At 69.2% G+C, this 15,946-nt stretch carries 16 protein-coding genes and 1 tRNA gene; 14 read left to right on the top strand and 3 right to left on the bottom strand.

Going from position 1 to position 15,946, the window contains the following annotated elements; genetic code table 11:
• Positions 1-84: 84 nt before the first annotated feature.
• From AB0L91_RS31105 to AB0L91_RS31155, 11 genes are all read left to right on the top strand, one after another.
• Positions 85-1,623, top strand: coding sequence for an anthranilate synthase component I (locus AB0L91_RS31105; RefSeq protein WP_365016094.1), 1,539 nt, complete (start codon positions 85-87; stop codon positions 1,621-1,623).
• Entirely contained in the window at positions 1,620-2,309 is a 690-nt protein-coding gene (locus AB0L91_RS31110) for a TIGR02234 family membrane protein (protein ID WP_365016095.1), read from the top strand. The genes AB0L91_RS31105 and AB0L91_RS31110 overlap by 4 nt, the downstream gene beginning before the upstream one ends.
• A gap of 124 nt (positions 2,310-2,433) precedes the next feature.
• On the top strand, positions 2,434-3,255 hold the full coding sequence (gene trpC / locus AB0L91_RS31115; protein WP_365016097.1) for an indole-3-glycerol phosphate synthase TrpC: 822 nt from the start codon (positions 2,434-2,436) through the stop codon (positions 3,253-3,255).
• Positions 3,252-4,514 (top strand): tryptophan synthase subunit beta, encoded by a 1,263-nt coding sequence (trpB, locus tag AB0L91_RS31120; protein ID WP_355283318.1) that lies wholly within the window; start codon positions 3,252-3,254, stop codon positions 4,512-4,514. The genes trpC and trpB overlap by 4 nt, the downstream gene beginning before the upstream one ends.
• Positions 4,511-5,311, top strand: a complete 801-nt coding sequence (trpA, locus tag AB0L91_RS31125) for a tryptophan synthase subunit alpha (protein WP_365016099.1) — start codon at positions 4,511-4,513, stop codon at positions 5,309-5,311. Before trpB ends, trpA begins: the two co-directional genes overlap by 4 nt.
• 226 nt (positions 5,312-5,537) lie before the next feature.
• Positions 5,538-6,650 carry a prolipoprotein diacylglyceryl transferase gene (gene lgt, locus AB0L91_RS31130; protein ID WP_365016102.1) on the top strand — a complete coding sequence of 371 codons (1,113 nt, stop codon included), beginning with the start codon at positions 5,538-5,540 and terminating at the stop codon, positions 6,648-6,650.
• A gap of 227 nt (positions 6,651-6,877) precedes the next feature.
• A complete protein-coding gene (locus AB0L91_RS31135) occupies positions 6,878-7,429 on the top strand; it encodes a TM2 domain-containing protein (RefSeq protein WP_355283323.1) in 552 nt (183 codons plus the stop codon).
• 170 nt (positions 7,430-7,599) lie between these two features.
• Entirely contained in the window at positions 7,600-8,352 is a 753-nt protein-coding gene (locus AB0L91_RS31140) for a transporter substrate-binding domain-containing protein (RefSeq protein WP_365016304.1), read from the top strand.
• A 3-nt stretch (positions 8,353-8,355) separates the two neighbouring features.
• Complete coding sequence (locus tag AB0L91_RS31145) at positions 8,356-9,027, top strand: amino acid ABC transporter permease (RefSeq protein WP_365016104.1); 672 nt, start codon at positions 8,356-8,358, stop codon at positions 9,025-9,027.
• A 146-nt stretch (positions 9,028-9,173) separates the two neighbouring features.
• Positions 9,174-10,592, top strand: a complete 1,419-nt coding sequence (gene pyk, locus AB0L91_RS31150) for a pyruvate kinase (protein WP_355283328.1) — start codon at positions 9,174-9,176, stop codon at positions 10,590-10,592.
• A gap of 41 nt (positions 10,593-10,633) precedes the next feature.
• The gene (locus AB0L91_RS31155) at positions 10,634-11,503 is read left to right on the top strand and encodes an acyl-CoA thioesterase II (protein ID WP_357350907.1); all 870 of its coding nucleotides are present in this window, start codon (positions 10,634-10,636) and stop codon (positions 11,501-11,503) included.
• Between the two features lie 6 nt (positions 11,504-11,509).
• On the opposite strand, the gene AB0L91_RS31160 is transcribed toward AB0L91_RS31155, so the two are convergent.
• From AB0L91_RS31160 to AB0L91_RS31170, 3 genes are all read right to left on the bottom strand, one after another.
• Complete coding sequence (locus AB0L91_RS31160; RefSeq protein ID WP_365016106.1) at positions 11,510-11,878, bottom strand: hypothetical protein; 369 nt, start codon at positions 11,876-11,878, stop codon at positions 11,510-11,512.
• A gap of 129 nt (positions 11,879-12,007) precedes the next feature.
• Positions 12,008-12,625 (bottom strand): low molecular weight phosphatase family protein, encoded by a 618-nt coding sequence (locus AB0L91_RS31165; protein ID WP_355283333.1) that lies wholly within the window; start codon positions 12,623-12,625, stop codon positions 12,008-12,010.
• Positions 12,626-12,810: 185 nt separating this feature from the next.
• The gene (locus AB0L91_RS31170; protein WP_365016108.1) at positions 12,811-13,320 is read right to left on the bottom strand and encodes a DUF4188 domain-containing protein; all 510 of its coding nucleotides are present in this window, start codon (positions 13,318-13,320) and stop codon (positions 12,811-12,813) included.
• 112 nt (positions 13,321-13,432) lie between these two features.
• Between AB0L91_RS31170 and AB0L91_RS31175 the strand changes: the two genes are divergently transcribed.
• The 3 genes from AB0L91_RS31175 to AB0L91_RS31185 all read left to right on the top strand — a co-directional run bounded on the left by AB0L91_RS31175 (position 13,433) and on the right by AB0L91_RS31185 (position 15,805).
• Positions 13,433-13,519 (top strand) — tRNA-Leu (locus AB0L91_RS31175).
• A gap of 238 nt (positions 13,520-13,757) precedes the next feature.
• Positions 13,758-14,375: an ANTAR domain-containing response regulator gene (locus AB0L91_RS31180; protein WP_218716853.1), complete on the top strand. Its 618-nt coding sequence runs from the start codon at positions 13,758-13,760 to the stop codon at positions 14,373-14,375.
• A 272-nt stretch (positions 14,376-14,647) separates the two neighbouring features.
• Positions 14,648-15,805: a branched-chain amino acid ABC transporter substrate-binding protein gene (locus AB0L91_RS31185; protein ID WP_365016111.1), complete on the top strand. Its 1,158-nt coding sequence runs from the start codon at positions 14,648-14,650 to the stop codon at positions 15,803-15,805.
• The last annotated feature ends 141 nt before the right edge of the window (positions 15,806-15,946 follow it).

Genomic DNA, 15,946 nt, shown 5'->3' on the forward strand with positions numbered 1-15,946 from the left:
GTGTAGTGATGCCGATCACCCCTTGTCGCGTCACGGGGTCGGGTCAGCGCACAGGTGTCGCGACCCGCCTGGGATGATGGGGTCATGCAGGGCGCGTCGACATCAACCACCACGACCCGCGACCAGTTCCGGGTGCTCGCCGCCGAGCACCGGGTGGTCCCGGTGACCCGAAAGGTGCTGGCGGACTCCGAGACTCCGCTCTCGGCCTACCGGAAGCTGGCCGACGACCGGCCGGGCACCTTCCTGTTCGAGTCCGCCGAGAACGGTCGCTCGTGGTCGCGCTGGTCGTTCATCGGCGCGGGCAGCCCGTCGGCGCTGACCGTCGTCGACGGCGAGGCGGCCTGGCTCGGCGTCGTCCCCGCCGACGCGCCGTCGGGCGGCGACCCGCTGCGCGCGCTGCACGAGACCCTCGAACTGCTGCGCACCGAGCGGCTGCCCGGCCTGCCGCCGCTGACCGGTGGCCTGGTCGGCTACCTCGGCTACGACGCGGTGCGCCGGATCGAACGGCTGCCCGAGCTGGCCGCCGACGATCTGCAACTGCCCGAACTGGTGCTGATGCTGGCCACCGACCTCGCCGCGTTCGACCACCACGAGGGCGCGATCACCCTGATCGCCAACGCGGTGAACTGGAACGGCACCGACGAGAACGCCGACGCCGCCTACGACGACGCCGTCGCCCGGCTGGACCGGATGACCGCCGCGCTGGCCGCGCCCGCGCCCTCGACCGTGTCGGTCTTCGACCGGCCCGAGCCGGAGTACCTGCGCAGGCGCACCACCGAGGAGTTCGGCGCGGGCGTGCGCCGCCTGATCAAGGAGATCGAGGCGGGCGAGGCGTTCCAGGTGGTGCTCTCGCAGCGCTTCGAGATGGACTACACCGGCTCGCCGCTGGCGGTCTACCGGATGCTGCGGGCGTCGAACCCGAGCCCGTACATGTACCTGATGCACATCCCCGACGGCGACGGCGGCACCGCGTTCTCCATCGTCGGCTCCAGCCCCGAGTCACTGGTCACCGTGAAGGACGGCGTCGCGACGACGCACCCGATCGCGGGTACCCGCTGGCGCGGACAGAGCGCCGAGGACGACATCCTGCTGGAGAAGGACCTGCTGGCCGACGACAAGGAGAACGCCGAGCACCTGATGCTCGTCGATCTGGGCCGCAACGACCTGGGCCGGGTCTGCCGCCCCGGCACCGTGCGGGTCACCCAGTACCGTCACGTCGAGCGCTACAGCCACGTCATGCACCTGGTCTCGACGGTGTCCGGCCAGCTCGCCGAGGGCAAGATCGCGCTCGACGCGGTGCAGGCCTGCTTCCCTGCGGGCACGCTGTCGGGCGCGCCGAAGGTCCGGGCGATGGAGCTCATCGAGGAACTCGAACCGACCCGGCGCGGCGTCTACGGCGGCGTCGTCGGCTACCTCGACTTCGCCGGTGACGCCGACACCGCCATCGCCATCCGCACCGCGCTGCTCAAGGACGGCACCGCCTACGTGCAGGCGGGCGCGGGCGTGGTCGCCGACTCCGACCCGGTCTACGAGGACACCGAGGCCCGCAACAAGGCCATGGCGGTGCTCAAGGCGATCGCGGCCGCGCAGACCCTGCGAACCTACGAGGACGGCGCCTCGTGACCGACGCGCCCGCCGACACCGCCAAGGCCACCAAGCCCATCGTCCCGGTGGCTCTGCTCGCCTTGGCCGCGGCGGGGCTGTGGGCGTCGTCGCGGATGACCTGGGTGACGGTGCACTCCGCCGACGGGCTCACCGAACCGCGCACCGACGAGCTCGACGGTGCCACCTGGTTCGGCGCGCTCACCCCGCTGGCCCTGGTGCTGGTCGCCTCGATCGCCGCGGTGTTCGCGGTGAAGGGGGCGCTGCGCCAGCTGCTCGGCGTGGTCGTCGCGGTCGTCGCCGCGGTCGCGGCGGTGCCCGGGTTCGCGCTGGTGGTGGGGGAGGGCAGGACCGCGGAGCGGGCGGGCACGCTGGCCGAACTGCCGGTGCGCGCGGTCGTCAGCGGTGCCGACGCGCATGTCGGCCCCGCGCTGCTGTCGATCGTGGCGGCGGTGCTGGCGCTGATCGCCGGGGTGCTGCTCACCCGCCGCACCGACGGAAGTTCGCAGCTGTCCGGCAAATACGACAACCCCGTGTTCCGCCGGGCCGACGCCAGCGCGGAGGTGACCAAGCAGCGCGAGGAGACCGGCACCGCCGCGCCGCTGTCGGACCGGGTGCTGTGGGACGCGCTCGACGCGGGCACCGATCCCACCGACACCGCCGAGGGGCAAGACGGCGACGACAAGTCGACCGGCCGCGCACCGTGACCCCCGGCACCCCCGCCGCAGTGACACGCGCGGCAGCCATTTATTGTTGTCAAGCATCGGTGAGACAGCGCCTGAGGGGACTCTCAGGTGAGAAGTTCGTCTCCCCAGAAAGGATTCGAGCCAGATGACGGTACTCGACTCGATTCTCGACGGGGTTCGGGCGGATGTTGCCGCTCGCGAAGCCCTCCTCGATTTTCAGGCGATCAAAGCCGCAGCGGCCGCCGCCAAGGCGCCGCTGAACGCGAACGCCGCGTTGCACGAGGACGGGATCGGTGTCATCGCCGAGGTGAAGCGTGCCAGCCCCTCCAAGGGCGCGCTGGCCGACATCCCCGATCCGGCCGTCCTGGCCAAGGCCTACGAAGACGGTGGCGCGCGCATCATCAGCGTGCTCACCGAGGGCAGGCGGTTCGGTGGGTCGCTCGACGATCTCGATGCCGTCCGCGCCGCCGTGAACATCCCGGTCCTGCGCAAGGACTTCGTCATCGGCCCGTACCAGATCCACGAGGCCCGTGCCCATGGCGCCGACGTGATCCTGCTGATCGTGGCCGCGCTCGAGCAGGACGTGCTGTCCGCGCTGATCGACCGCACCGAATCCCTGGGCATGACCGCCCTGGTGGAGGTGCACACCGAGGAGGAGGCCGACCGCGCGCTGGAAGCGGGCGCGTCGGTGATCGGTGTCAACGCGCGCAACCTCAAGACCCTCGAGGTCGACCGCGACGTGTTCGCGCGGATCGCCCCCGGCCTGCCGTCGGAGGTCATCCGGGTGGCCGAGTCCGGCATCCGCGGCACCGCCGACCTGCTGGCCTACGCCGGCGCGGGCGCCGACGCGGTGCTCGTCGGCGAGGGCCTGGTGACCAGCGGGAACCCGCGGGCCGCGGTGTCCGAGCTGGTGACCGCCGGTACCCACCCGTCCTGCCCGAAGCCGGCCCGGCGGAGCATCCGGTGACCGCGCTGCCCCAGGCCAGCGCCGGTGTCGCCCAGCACAGCGACTACGAGCCCGACGCGGGCGGCCACTTCGGCGTCTACGGCGGACGGCACGTCCCCGAGGCGCTGATGGCGGTGATCGAGGAGGTCACCGCCGAGTACGACAAGGTCCGCACCGACCACACCTTCCTCGACGAGCTCGACCGGTTGCAGCGCGACTACACCGGCCGTCCGTCGCCGGTGTTCGAGTGCGCCAACCTGGCCCAGCACGCCGGGGGCGCGCGGATCTTCCTCAAGCGCGAGGACCTCAACCACACCGGCTCGCACAAGATCAACAACGTGCTCGGCCAGGCGCTGCTCGCCAAGCGGATGGGCAAGACCCGGGTCATCGCCGAGACCGGCGCCGGCCAGCACGGCGTGGCCACCGCGACCGCGTGCGCGCTGCTCGGCCTGGACTGTGTCATCTACATGGGCGCCGTCGACACCGCCCGCCAGGCGCTGAACGTGGCCAGGATGCGGCTGCTCGGCGCCGAGGTCGTCTCGGTGACCACCGGTTCGCAGACCCTCAAGGACGCCATCAACGAGGCGCTGCGCGACTGGGTCTCCAACGCCGACGACACCTACTACTGCTTCGGCACCGCCGCGGGTCCGCACCCGTTCCCGCTGATGGTGCGCGATTTCCAGCGCATCATCGGGATCGAGGCGCGCCAGCAGATCACCGAGCGCGTGGGCAGGCTGCCCGACGCGGTCGTGGCCTGCGTCGGCGGCGGCTCCAACGCCATCGGCATCTTCCACGCCTTCATCCCCGACGCGGGTGTGCGGCTGATCGGCTACGAGGCGGCCGGTGACGGCGTCGAGACCGGCAGGCACGCGGCCACCTTCACCGGCGGTACGCCCGGCGCGTTCCAGGGCGCGTACTCGTACCTGCTGCAGGACGAGGACGGCCAGACCATCGAGTCGCATTCGATCTCGGCCGGTCTGGACTACCCGGGCGTCGGCCCCGAGCACGCCCACCTCAAGGACATCGGGCGCGCGGAGTACGCGCCGATCACCGACACCGAGGCGATGGACGCGCTGCTGCTGCTGTCCCGCTCGGAGGGCATCATCCCGGCGATCGAGTCCGCGCACGCCGTGGCCGGCGCGCTGCAGCTCGGCAAGGAGCTCGGCGAGGGCGCGATCATCCTGGTCAACCTGTCCGGTCGCGGCGACAAGGACATGGACACCGCGGGTCGCTGGTTCAATCTGTTCGACGACGACGCCGCCGAGGAGAACGCTCAGTGAGTCAGCAGTCCCGTCTGGCCAACACCTTCGCCGCCGCGCGCGCGGAGAACCGGGCCGCCCTGATCGGCTACCTGCCCGCGGGCTATCCCGATCTGGCCGGTTCCATCGAGGTGTGCAAGGCCATGGTCGAATCCGGCTGTGACATCGTCGAAGTCGGCGTCGCCTACTCCGACCCGGTGATGGACGGACCCACCATCCAGGCCGCCGCCGAGCAGGCGCTGCGCGGTGGCGTCCGGGTGCGCGACGTGTTCTCCGTCGTCGAGGCGATCACCTCCGCCGGTGGGCAGGCCGTGGTGATGAGCTACTGGAACCCGGTGCTCCAGTACGGCGTCGACACCTTCTCCCGCGACCTGGCCGCGGCCGGTGGCGCGGGCATCATCACGCCGAACCTGATCCCGGACGAGGCCGACGACTGGTTCATCGCCTCGGCCACGCACAACCTGGATCGCATCTTCCTGGTCGCGCCGTCCTCGACCGAGGAGCGCCTGGTGAAGACGCTCGAGGCTTCGCGCGGATTCATCTACGCCGCCTCGACCATGGGTGTGACCGGTGCTCGCGACGTGGTCTCCTCGGCCGCGCCCGCGCTGTGCGCCCGCGTCCGCGCGCATTCCGACATCCCGATCGGTGTCGGTCTGGGTGTTCGCTCGGGGGCCCAGGCCGCCGAGATCGCCGCTTACGCGGACGGCGTCATCGTCGGATCGGCGCTGGTCTCGGCGGCCGCCGAGGGTCTGGACGCGGTCCGGGCGCTGACGTCGGAACTCGCCGAAGGCGTACGGTCGGCGACCGTACGCTCCTAGCTGTCCCGCCTCTCCGCGACTTCTGGCCGGATCCAGGCGCGGGGTCGGATGGCCACGCGGCCGGCGGTCGGGCCGGAGCCCGGGCAGCCCGTCCCCGATGAGTTACCCATGTCCTTGCGAAACTGCGTCGTGCCGGGGCGCATCCGGGTGTGGCGCGGTGCCTTGTCATGTCGACGACCATCCCCGTCAGGGTCACAGTCACTTGCCGGTACGGCACTGAACTAACGTGGGGGCCGTGAACTCAGTCCTGGCCTACATACCGAGTCCGCCGCAGGGTGTCTGGCACCTCGGACCCTTCCCGCTCCGGGCGTACGCGCTGTTCATCATCCTCGGCATCGTCGTCGCCATCTGGTGGGGTGAGCGCCGGTGGCAACAGCGCGGCGGTCAGCAGGGCGCGGTCCTCGACGTCGCGATGTTCGCGGTGCCGTTCGGCCTGGTCGGCGGTCGGCTCTACCACGTGGCCACCGACTGGCAGAAGTACTTCGGCCCCGGCAAGCACCCGATCGAGGCGCTCTACATCTGGCAGGGCGGCCTCGGGATCTGGGGCGCGGTGTTCCTCGGCGGCATCGGCGCCTGGATCGGCTGCCGGGTCTACAAGATCCCGCTGCCCGCGTTCGGTGACGCCATCGCGCCCGCCGTGCTGCTCGCGCAGGCGATCGGCCGCCTCGGCAACTACTTCAACCAGGAGCTCTACGGCCGCACCACCGAGGTGCCGTGGGGCCTCGAGATCTACGAGCGGTTCGACCCGGAGACCGGCGCCAGGGACATGATGAACGGGGTCTCGACCGGGCGGGTGATCGAGGTCGTGCACCCGACGTTCCTGTACGAGCTCGTGTGGAACGTGCTGGTCGTCATCCTGCTGGTGCAGCTGGACAAGCGTTTCAAGATCGGCCACGGCCGCTTGTTCGCGCTCTACGTCGCCGGCTACAGCTTCGGCCGCTTCTTCGTCGAGCTGATGCGCAACGACGAGGCGACCCACATTCTCGGCATCCGGATCAACTCGTTCACCGCCGCGCTGGTGTTCCTCGCCGCCATGGCCTACTTCGCGCTGGCGACCAAGGGCCGCGAGACACCTGCGCAGCTGCAGCCCGGTGGTGAGCCGCGGCCGTGGCCGTGGCAGTTCTCGGCGCTGCGGGCCGCGGGCGCGGCCGACAACGCCGCCGCCGTCGACCTCGACAAGACCGCCGAGGCAACCGATTCCGCCGACGACCCGGCCGCGCCCGCGGATTCCGCCGACGCGAAGCCGACCGGCACGGCGAAGGACGACGACCCGGAGCCGGAGACCGACGAGGCAACGGTTACCGCGGAGCCGGAGCAGTCGGGCGCGAAAAAGGCCTGATCAGCGACCTCCAGCACGAAGTGAACGGGCGTCCGGCAACATTCCGGGCGCCCGTCGCGATATTGCGAACGAGTGTCGAGCGCAGTTCCGTGGGGCACCCGAGGAGACAACGGCCGGTCGGTATGACCACAATGACCGGTGATCGTCGGTGGCGCATCGCTGTTCGGCAGATCGCCACACCGGCCGGGGGCCACGACGGGTACCCGCACGAATGATGGAGGACATGAGTGACCGACCCCTACAACCCCAATCCCCAGTACGGGCCCGACCTGAACAAGCAGCCCGACTCCGGCTCGCACTCGCAGCCGCAGTACGGTCAGCCCGCCTACGGCCAGCCGTCCGATCCGTACGCGCAGCAGCCCGGGTACGGGCAGCAGCAGCCGCAGCCGGGATACGGCCAGCCGCAGTACGGTCAGCCGCAGCCGCAGTACGGTCAGCCGGCCGACCCGTACGCCCAGCCGCAGCCCGCCTACGGCGCCGCGCCCTACGGCGGCATGCCGCAGGGCTACAACCCGGCCGACCCGGAAGCGCCGTACGGCCGTGACATGTACGGCGTGCCGTTCTCGGACAAGCAGAAGCTGATGGCGGGTCTGCTGGAGATCTTCCTGGGCAGCTTCGGCGTCGGCCGCTTCTACCTGGGCTACACCGGTCTGGGCATCGCCCAGATCGCGGTGGTCTGGCTGACCTGTGGCATCGGCGCCATCTGGCCGCTGATCGACGGCATCATGATGCTCACCGGCAAGGTGCCCGACGCGCAGGGCCGCCCGCTGCGCGACTGATCGCCGGCTACGCCACGAACGGGTGCTCCGCGTCTCGCGGAGTACCCGTTTCGCGTTTCCCGGCCGGGATTGCGATCACCGTGAGCGATACTCTGTGTCGGTCCAGGGCGGCGCCGTAGCGTCGCTTGGCCTGCGCGTGCCCGATGCGCGCAGCGGAGAAAGGGATGTCCGTGCGCAAACTGCTTGCCGCCGCCGTACTCGCCGTCGTCGCCGCGACGGGCCTGTCGGCCTGCTCGTCCGATGCCGACCCGAACGTGCTGAAAGTCGGTACCGAGGGCACGTACGCGCCGTTCAGCTACCAGGAGAACGGCACCCTCACCGGCTACGACGTCGAGGTCGCGCGGGCGGTCGGTGAGAAGCTCGGCAAGCGGGTGGAATTCGTGCAGACGCCCTGGGACTCGATCTTCGCCGGACTGGAGTCCAAGCGCTTCGACCTGGTCGACAATCAGGTGACCGTCAACCCCGAGCGCGCCGCCAAGTACTCCCTGTCGCAGCCCTACACGACCTCCGAGGGCGTGATCGTCACCAAGGCCGACAACACCACCATCACCTCGCTGGCCGACCTGTCGGGCAAGACCACCGCGCAGTCGGCCACCAGCAACTGGGGCAAGGTCGCCGCGGCCGCCGGCGCGAAAGTCGAAGCGGTGGAAGGGTTCGTCCAGGCGGTGCAGCTGTTGAAGGCGGGCCGCGTGGACGCGACCGTCAACGACACCCTCGCCGTCGGCGAGTACACCAAGAAGACCGGCGACACCGGCATCAAGATCGCCGGCAAGACCGGCGAGACCAGCAAGCAGGCGCTGGCCGCCCGCAAGGACGACGCCGCGCTGATCGCCGACATCGACGCCGCGCTCGCGCAGCTGCGCGCCGACGGCACGCTGACCAGGCTGTCGGAGAAGTACTTCGGCACCGACGTCAGCAAATAGCGGATGGATCCCGCGACCAGGGAGCTGATCTGGCACAACCTGTGGCCGATGCTGAAGGCCACGCTGACCGCGACGCTGCCGCTGACGGCGATCAGTTTCGTCATCGGCCTGGCGATCGCGGTCGGCGTCGCGCTGGCCAGGATGTCGTCGAAGCGGGCGCTGTCGCTGCCCGCCCGCTTCTACATCTCGATCATCCGCGGCACCCCGCTGCTGGTGCAGTTGTTCATCGTGTTCTACGCGCTGCCGCAGTTCGGCATCGTCATCGACCCGTTCCCGGCCGCGGTGATCGCCTTCAGCCTCAATGTCGGCGGCTATGCCGCGGAGGTGGTGCGCTCGGCGATCATGAGCGTGGCGCCGGGGCAGTGGGAGGCGGCGGAGTCGCTGGGCATGACCTACCCGCAGACGCTCTGGTACGCCGTGTTCCCGCAGGCGTCCCGGATCGCGGTGCCGCCGCTGTCGAACACGCTCATCTCCTTGGTCAAAGACACCTCGCTGGCCTCGACCATCCTGGTCACCGAGTTGCTGCGCACCGCCCAGTTGGCCGCCGCGCCCACCTTCGACTTCTTCGCCCTCTACGGCGTCGCGGCCGTCTACTACTGGGTGATCTGCCTGATCCTCGGCTTCTTCCAGACCCGCCTGGAGACCCGGCTGTCCAGGCACGTCGCCGTTCGGTGACAACCGATTTCGTGAACACATGGGTAACTCGCCGGGAACGCCCGGCCCATGCCCCGCCGATATCCGCCGGTCCGGTCGAGTAGGGGCCTTGCACCCCCCGACCGGCAAAGTACGCGGGGAGGCGGGACAGTACTAGGCTTCTACGTGTGATGCGACGGACGAAGATTGTGTGCACCCTCGGACCGGCTACGGCCACCCAGGACCGTATTCGTGAGCTCGTCGAAAGCGGCATGGACGTCGCGCGGCTGAACTTCAGCCACGGCGAACACGCCGACCACGCCGACAACTACAAGATGGTCCGCGCGGCCTCGGACGAGACCGGCCGCGCGGTCGGCATCCTCGCCGACCTGCAGGGCCCGAAGATCCGCCTGGGCCGGTTCACCGACGGCCGGACCACCTGGGCCAACGGCGAGCAGGTGCGGATCACCGTCGACGAGGTCGACGGCACCCACGACCGGGTCTCCACCACCTACAAGCAGCTCGCGCAGGACGCCAAGGCCGGTGACCGCCTGCTCGTCGACGACGGCAAGGTCGGCCTGACGGTCGAGAGCATCGACGGCAACGACGTCGTCTGCCGGGTCACCGAGGGCGGCCCCGTGAGCAACAACAAGGGCCTGTCGCTGCCCGGCATGGACGTGTCGGTGCCCGCCCTGTCCGAGAAGGACATCGAGGACCTCGAGTTCGCCCTGAAGCTGGGCGTCGACTTCATCGCGCTGTCGTTCGTGCGCTCGCCGTCCGACATCGAGCTCGTGCACGACATCATGGACAAGGTCGGCCGCCGGGTGCCGGTGATCGCGAAGCTGGAGAAGCCGGAGGCGATCGACAACCTCGAGGCCATCGTGCTCGCCTTCGACGCGGTCATGGTCGCCCGCGGCGACCTGGGTGTCGAGCTGCCGCTCGAGCAGGTGCCGCTGGTGCAGAAGCGGGCCATCCAGATGGCGCGCGAGAACGCCAAGCCGGTCATCGTCGCGACCCAGATGCTGGAGTCGATGATCGAGAACTCCCGCCCGACCCGCGCCGAGGCCTCCGACGTCGCCAACGCGGTGCTCGACGGCGCCGACGCGGTGATGCTCTCGGGCGAGACCTCGGTCGGCGCCTGGCCGATCGACGCGGTGCGCACCATGAGCCGCATCGTCACCGCCGTGGAGTCCGAGACCAACCGGGTCCCTCCGCTGACCCACGTGCCCCGTACCAAGCGCGGCGTCATCTCCTACGCGGCCCGCGACATCGGCGAGCGGCTCAACGCCAAGGCGCTGGTGGCCTTCACCCAGTCCGGTGACACCGTGCGCCGCCTGGCCCGGCTGCACACCCCGCTGCCGCTGCTGGCGTTCACCCCGCTGCCGGAGGTGCGCAGCCAGCTGACGCTGACCTGGGGCACCGAGACCTTCATCGTGCCGATGGTGGACAGCACCGACGCGATGATCCATCAGGTCGACCAGGCGCTGCTGTCGATGGATCGGTACCGCAAGGGTGACCTGGTGGTCATCGTCGCCGGTTCCCCGCCGGGTACCGTCGGTTCCACCAACCTGATCCACGTTCATCGCATCGGCGAGGAGGACCACTAGTCGTGAGTAGTTCGGCAGGCGGATCGACCGAGGTGGAGACAGTGCACGACGAGCAGTCACCCGATCTGCGGGTGCTGCTCGACCTGCTCGACCTCGAGCCGATCGGTGAAGACGTCTTCCTCGGCAACCATCCCGAGAAGGTGTGGAGCCGCACCTTCGGCGGGCAGCTGGTGTCGCAGGCGATCGTCGCTGCCGGACGCACCGCCGGGGAGCGGCCGCTGCACGCGATCAACGCGCACTTCGTGCGTGGCGGCGACGTGAAGAAGCCGATCGAATACCACGTGCAGCGGCATCGCGACGGCCGCGCGCTCGCGAACCGGACGGTCACCGCCAGCCAGGACGGCCAGGAGCTGTTCGTCATGCTGGCGGCCTTCCAGGACTGGGGCAAGGGCCTCGAGCACGCCCACGAGGGCCCCCAGGTGCCCGACCCGGAGACGCTGCCCCGGATCGAGGAGAGCTTCGCCGGCTTCGAGGACAAGCTGGAGATGTTCATCAACGCGCCGCACCCGATCGACATGCGCTACACCAACGATCCGGCGTGGATCCTCAAGGGCACCGGCGAGAAGCTCAACCACAACCGCGTGTGGATGCGCACCGACGGCACGCTGCCCGACGATCCGCTGCTGCACGTGGCCGCCCTCGGCTATTCCTCCGACACCACGGTGCTGGATTCCATCATCACCACGCACGGTTTGTCGTGGGGCCTCGACCGGATTCTCGCGGCGACGGTGAACCACTCGATCTGGTTCCATCGCCCGTTCCGCTTCGACGACTGGACGCTGTACGCGACCGAGTCGCCGGTGGCCGCGGGCTCGCGCGGGCTGGCCACGGGCCGGTTCTATTCGCGCAGTGGCGAACTGCTCGCCACCACCGTCCAGGAAGGCGTCATCCGGCACTTCCCGGCCCGCTGAGCGGGGTCAGCGCCGCTCGACGTCGAGTTCCCATTCGAGGTCGGTGCGCTGATCCGCGCGCAGGACGAAGGGTACGGCGTGGCTGGCCGCGCCGTACACCGCCAGGGCCAGCCCGTGCTCGAGGTCGGCGATATCGGCATCGGTGAGATCGGCCGGATCGCCGACCAGGCTCAGCGCGATCTCGAACGCCGCCTCGGCTGCCGGCTCGGCACCGGGATGCGTTGCGCGCCACTGTGATTCGAGTTCCCGATGGAGCGGATCCGCGGCGTCGACCGGCAGCGTGAATCGCCAGGCGAAGGCCTCACGGTCCTGGAGGTGGTCGTCGAGAACCGTCCGCACGCTGGCGACGATGCGGTCGAGGATTTCCGGGGTCACATACACATGGAGCGAAACATCCGAAATGCGTTTCGGCAAGTCTCCAGTCCTGTCGTGTCGAACCTGCAAGGGGAACTTCCACGTCCGCCGAAGTCTAGACCGTCGGCGGCCCGGCGAACAGCCTTGCGCTCAGCGTCTGCGCTGCGCGGCCAGAAACGCCGAGAGCGGCCGGGCCGGGGCGGGTTCGATGACCAGCCCGGGGCGTGCGTCCTCGCTGAGCTTGGCCTGCTCGTGCGGTGCCAGCGCGGCCAGTAGCGGGAACAGCAGTTCGGCGATCCGGTCGCCGACCTCGAGAAACGCCTCGGGGGACAGTCCGATCGGGTCGGCGATGTTCTCCCGGCCGACATAGGCCAGGTCGTTGCGGGCCTGGTGCAGCGCGGCAATGGATTTCGCGCCGGTGACCTTGGCGATCCGGTGTGCCTCGCCGAGGGTGAAGGTGCGCGGCGCGGCGCCGAAGGCCAGCTCGCTGACCTGGTCGCGCAGTGATTCGGTCATCGCCAGCACCAGATCGGCGCGATCGACCATCTCGGGCTTGAGCTTTCGGGCCTTGAAACCGGTGGGGTCGCCGCCGAGGCCGGCGACGGTCTCCGCCGCCATCGGTTCGGGGGGAAACCCGACCAGGGCGCGGGTGCCCGCGCTCTCCGCGGTCAGGCCGGCCAGGCCGTTGTCCGTCGCGAACGCCCGGGTGAGCCGTTCGGCGATCACCGACCGGCAGACATTGGAGTTGCAGACGAACAGCACGTGCATACCGACACCGTAATCGGGTCGATTGTCGCGCAGAAGGCCGGAATTGTAACCATCACAGGCGCGGTGCTACCTATTCACCTCTCGGTTGAATGCTGTACACGAATCGCAATGCGCAAATCCGTTGTGTGTGACCGTGATACCCGCGAGATATGGTCTGGAAACCTCCCGGGGTTATGTGTCGACCATCACTCTTTCGCGTCGTAATAATTCGATTCGGTAATAACCGGCGGCACGGCGGGCGGAGCGCCGTGTACCCGGCCGCGGGTGGAGAACATCCGGCCCCGCGCCGGGACGGTGGGCGCGAAGGCGGCCAGGCCGGTCGGCCTGGTCATGTCGTCGTAGACGGCGTCGATGCCGCCGCGCCGGAAGTACGCCTCGTGCCAGAAGCCGGTGCCGCCGGAGTCACGCAGGAACTCCTGCCACCACTGCCGGTGCGGGTCCGAGCGGGTCCAGCGCTCGAGCGAGTCCAGGTCGCGCCAGTACTGCCGGGCGCCCCAGTGCGGCGGCAGCATCGACCAGACCACGTCTTCGTGCAGGATCAGGCCGTCGGGACGGTCGGCGTGCGAGCGGTAGAGCTTGGGTCCGACGCCGAGCAGGCGCAGCATCCCGCGCGGGGTGCGCACGCGCATGCCCAGCAGGATCATCACCAGGTCGGGGTAGGCGTCCAGATCCACCGTCATCCTGTTCACCCGCATGTCCGCGCCCTTCTGTCGTGCCCGCTCTCCCGGTACTACGACGTGGGCGTTCCCCCGGTTCGACCGGCGGTTCGCGTCCCGGCGCGCCGAGACGCTATAGTGACCGCGGTGCGCCGGGTTGGCGGAACTGGCAGACGCGACGGTCTCAAAAACCGTTGTCCGAAAGGACGTGTGGGTTCGAGTCCCACACTCGGCACCACGGCGGAAGCGCGGCATCGGCCGCGCTCCGCGGGGGAGTATCGGTCGCGGGGTGTGCGCGACGTCTCCGCGCTTGCGTTCACCGGCGGTTTCCGACCGCTCAATGCATTCTGTGCGGAAGCGAAAGGTACTCTTTACATCACTCGGTCACCCACGACGGGTTTTTCGGCCGGCTCGCCCGGTGCCGTCGTCTGTCGTGGTGTGATCGACAGGCATCGGAATCCAGAGGGGTCGAACCTATGAGCACGAATGCAGGGGGCGCTGGCGCCACGCGTGAGGCCGCGGCCAAGCGTGTCGTCGTCGCCGAGGACGAGGCCCTCATCCGGATGGATCTCGTCGAGATGCTCAAGGAAGAGGGCTACGAGGTAGTCGGTGAAGCGGGCGACGGGCAGCAGGCCGTCGAGCTCGCCGAGGAGCTGCGCCCCGATCTGGTCATCATGGACGTCAAGATGCCGCGCCGCGACGGGATCGACGCAGCCGCCGAGATCGCGTCGAAACGTGTTGCGCCCGTGGTGATCCTGACCGCGTTCAGTCAGCGCGACCTGGTCGAGCGGGCCCGCGACGCGGGCGCCATGGCCTATCTGGTCAAGCCGTTCACCAAATCCGATCTGGTACCCGCGATCGAACTCGCGGCAAGCCGTTTCCACGAAATCACCGCGCTGGAAACAGAAGTCGCGAATCTGTCGGATCGTTTGGAGACGCGCAAACTGGTCGAGCGCGCCAAGGGCGTGCTCATGCAGACCCAGGGTCTGTCCGAGCCGCAGGCGTTCAAATGGATTCAGCGCACCGCGATGGATCGCCGGACGACGATGAAGGCGGTCGCCGAAGTCGTGCTGGAGAACCTCACCCCGCAGTGAGCTGGAACGCGTCGCTCCGTGTCTCGCGTCGAAAGCCGAAAAACTTTACGTAAGCGAAACAATAATGTGAACTACGACTGGACACGGAGCGTCCGACATGATGCGAATGTGATGCGGATCTAACAAACCGACGATATGTTCTGTCCGGGCTGAACGTGGTCGGCCCCCTCGGTGACCCCGGGGAGCACAGGACATAGAGGTGAGACGTGCTCAGTTCGACATGGCGCAGTCGTTCGACGCGAGGAGTTCTGGTAATCGGAGCTGCCGCGTCGTTGGTGTTGTCCGGATGCAGCGACAAGTCGTCCGACGGCGGCGGTGGCGGCAACACCGATCTCTCCATCCAGCCGGTCGTGCAGCTCGATACCCAGGGTAAGGCTGTCGCGGCGACCGACGCGGGCACCGCGGCCGACCCGGCGGGCGACGGCAAGGCCAAGTGCGCGCCCCAGACCATCGCGATGGCGGGCCCGCTGACCGGCGGCAACGCCGCGCTCGGCATCAACATCATCGACGGCGTCAAGCTCGCCCTCGACAAGCACAACAAGGCCAACCCCGACTGTCAGGTCTCGGTCAAGCAGTTCGACACCGAGGGCAAGCCGCAGATCGCGAGCCAGGTGATCCCGACGATCGTCAGTGATCCCAGCATCGTGGCGCTGGTCGGCCCGACCTTCTCGGGCGAGACCAAGGCGACCGGCCAGATCCTCAGCGAGGCGGGCATGCCCACGCTGACCGCCTCGGCCACCAACCCGACCCTGACCCAGAACGGCTGGAAGACCTTCTTCCGCGGCCTGGGCAACGACAACTCGCAGGGCCCGGCCGTCGCCAACTACCTGACCGGCGAGAAGGGCTACAAGAAGATCTGCGTCGTGCAGGACAACACCGACTACGGTGCCGGTCTGGCGCAGGCGTTCATCACCGCCGCGGGCCCGGCCGCCGACGCCTCCTGCGCGGTCAGCGTCAAGGAAGGTGACAAGGACTTCTCGGCCGCGGTGTCGAAGCTGTCCGCCGCCAAGCCCGACGCCATCTTCTACGCCGGCTACTACGCCGAGGCCGCGCCGTTCGTGCAGCAGCTGCGGTCCGGCGGTGTGACCGCGGCCTTCGTCTCCGCCGACGGCAGCAACGATCCCGAGTTCGTCCGGCAGGCCGGTAGCTCGTCCAAGGGCGCGCTGCTCTCCTGCCCGTGCAGCCCGGCGCCGGAGAAGTTCGCGACCGAGTACAAGGCGCTCAACGGCCAGGCGCCCGGCGTCTACTCCGTCGAGGGCTACGACCTGACCACGATCCTGCTCAAGGGCATCGACTCGGGCAAGGTGACCCGCGCCGAGCTCGTGGACTACGTCCGTAACTACAACGGCACCGGCGTCGCCCGCCAGTACAAGTGGGGCGAGACCGGCGAGCTGGCCAACATCCAGATCTGGATGTACGAGGTCAAGTAGTCCCCACGAAAGCGTGTAGCGGTGGGGGGGGGGGGGGGCCCCCCCCCCCCCCCCCGCCCCCCCCAAAAAAAAAAAAACAACCCGGGGGGGAGGGGGGGGGCCGGTGTGAGCGGGGGGGAGCCGGTGACAAGGCAACCGCGG

Origin of the sequence: Nocardia sp. NPDC051833, assembly GCF_040681225.1 — a bacterium.
In the GTDB taxonomy this organism is placed as follows: Bacteria; Actinomycetota; Actinomycetes; order Mycobacteriales; family Mycobacteriaceae; genus Nocardia.

What these genes read in the sequence shown, in the direction of transcription:
- AB0L91_RS31105 (WP_365016094.1), top strand. Translation starts at nt 85, where the DNA reads ATGCAGGGCGCGTCGACATCAACCACCACGACCCGCGACCAGTTCCGG.
- trpC (WP_365016097.1), top strand. Translation starts at nt 2,434, where the DNA reads ATGACGGTACTCGACTCGATTCTCGACGGGGTTCGGGCGGATGTTGCC.
- AB0L91_RS31145 (WP_365016104.1), top strand. Translation starts at nt 8,356, where the DNA reads ATGGATCCCGCGACCAGGGAGCTGATCTGGCACAACCTGTGGCCGATG.
- AB0L91_RS31165 (WP_355283333.1), bottom strand. Translation starts at nt 12,625, where the DNA reads ATGCACGTGCTGTTCGTCTGCAACTCCAATGTCTGCCGGTCGGTGATC.
- AB0L91_RS31170 (WP_365016108.1), bottom strand. Translation starts at nt 13,320, where the DNA reads ATGCGGGTGAACAGGATGACGGTGGATCTGGACGCCTACCCCGACCTG.
- AB0L91_RS31180 (WP_218716853.1), top strand. Translation starts at nt 13,758, where the DNA reads ATGAGCACGAATGCAGGGGGCGCTGGCGCCACGCGTGAGGCCGCGGCC.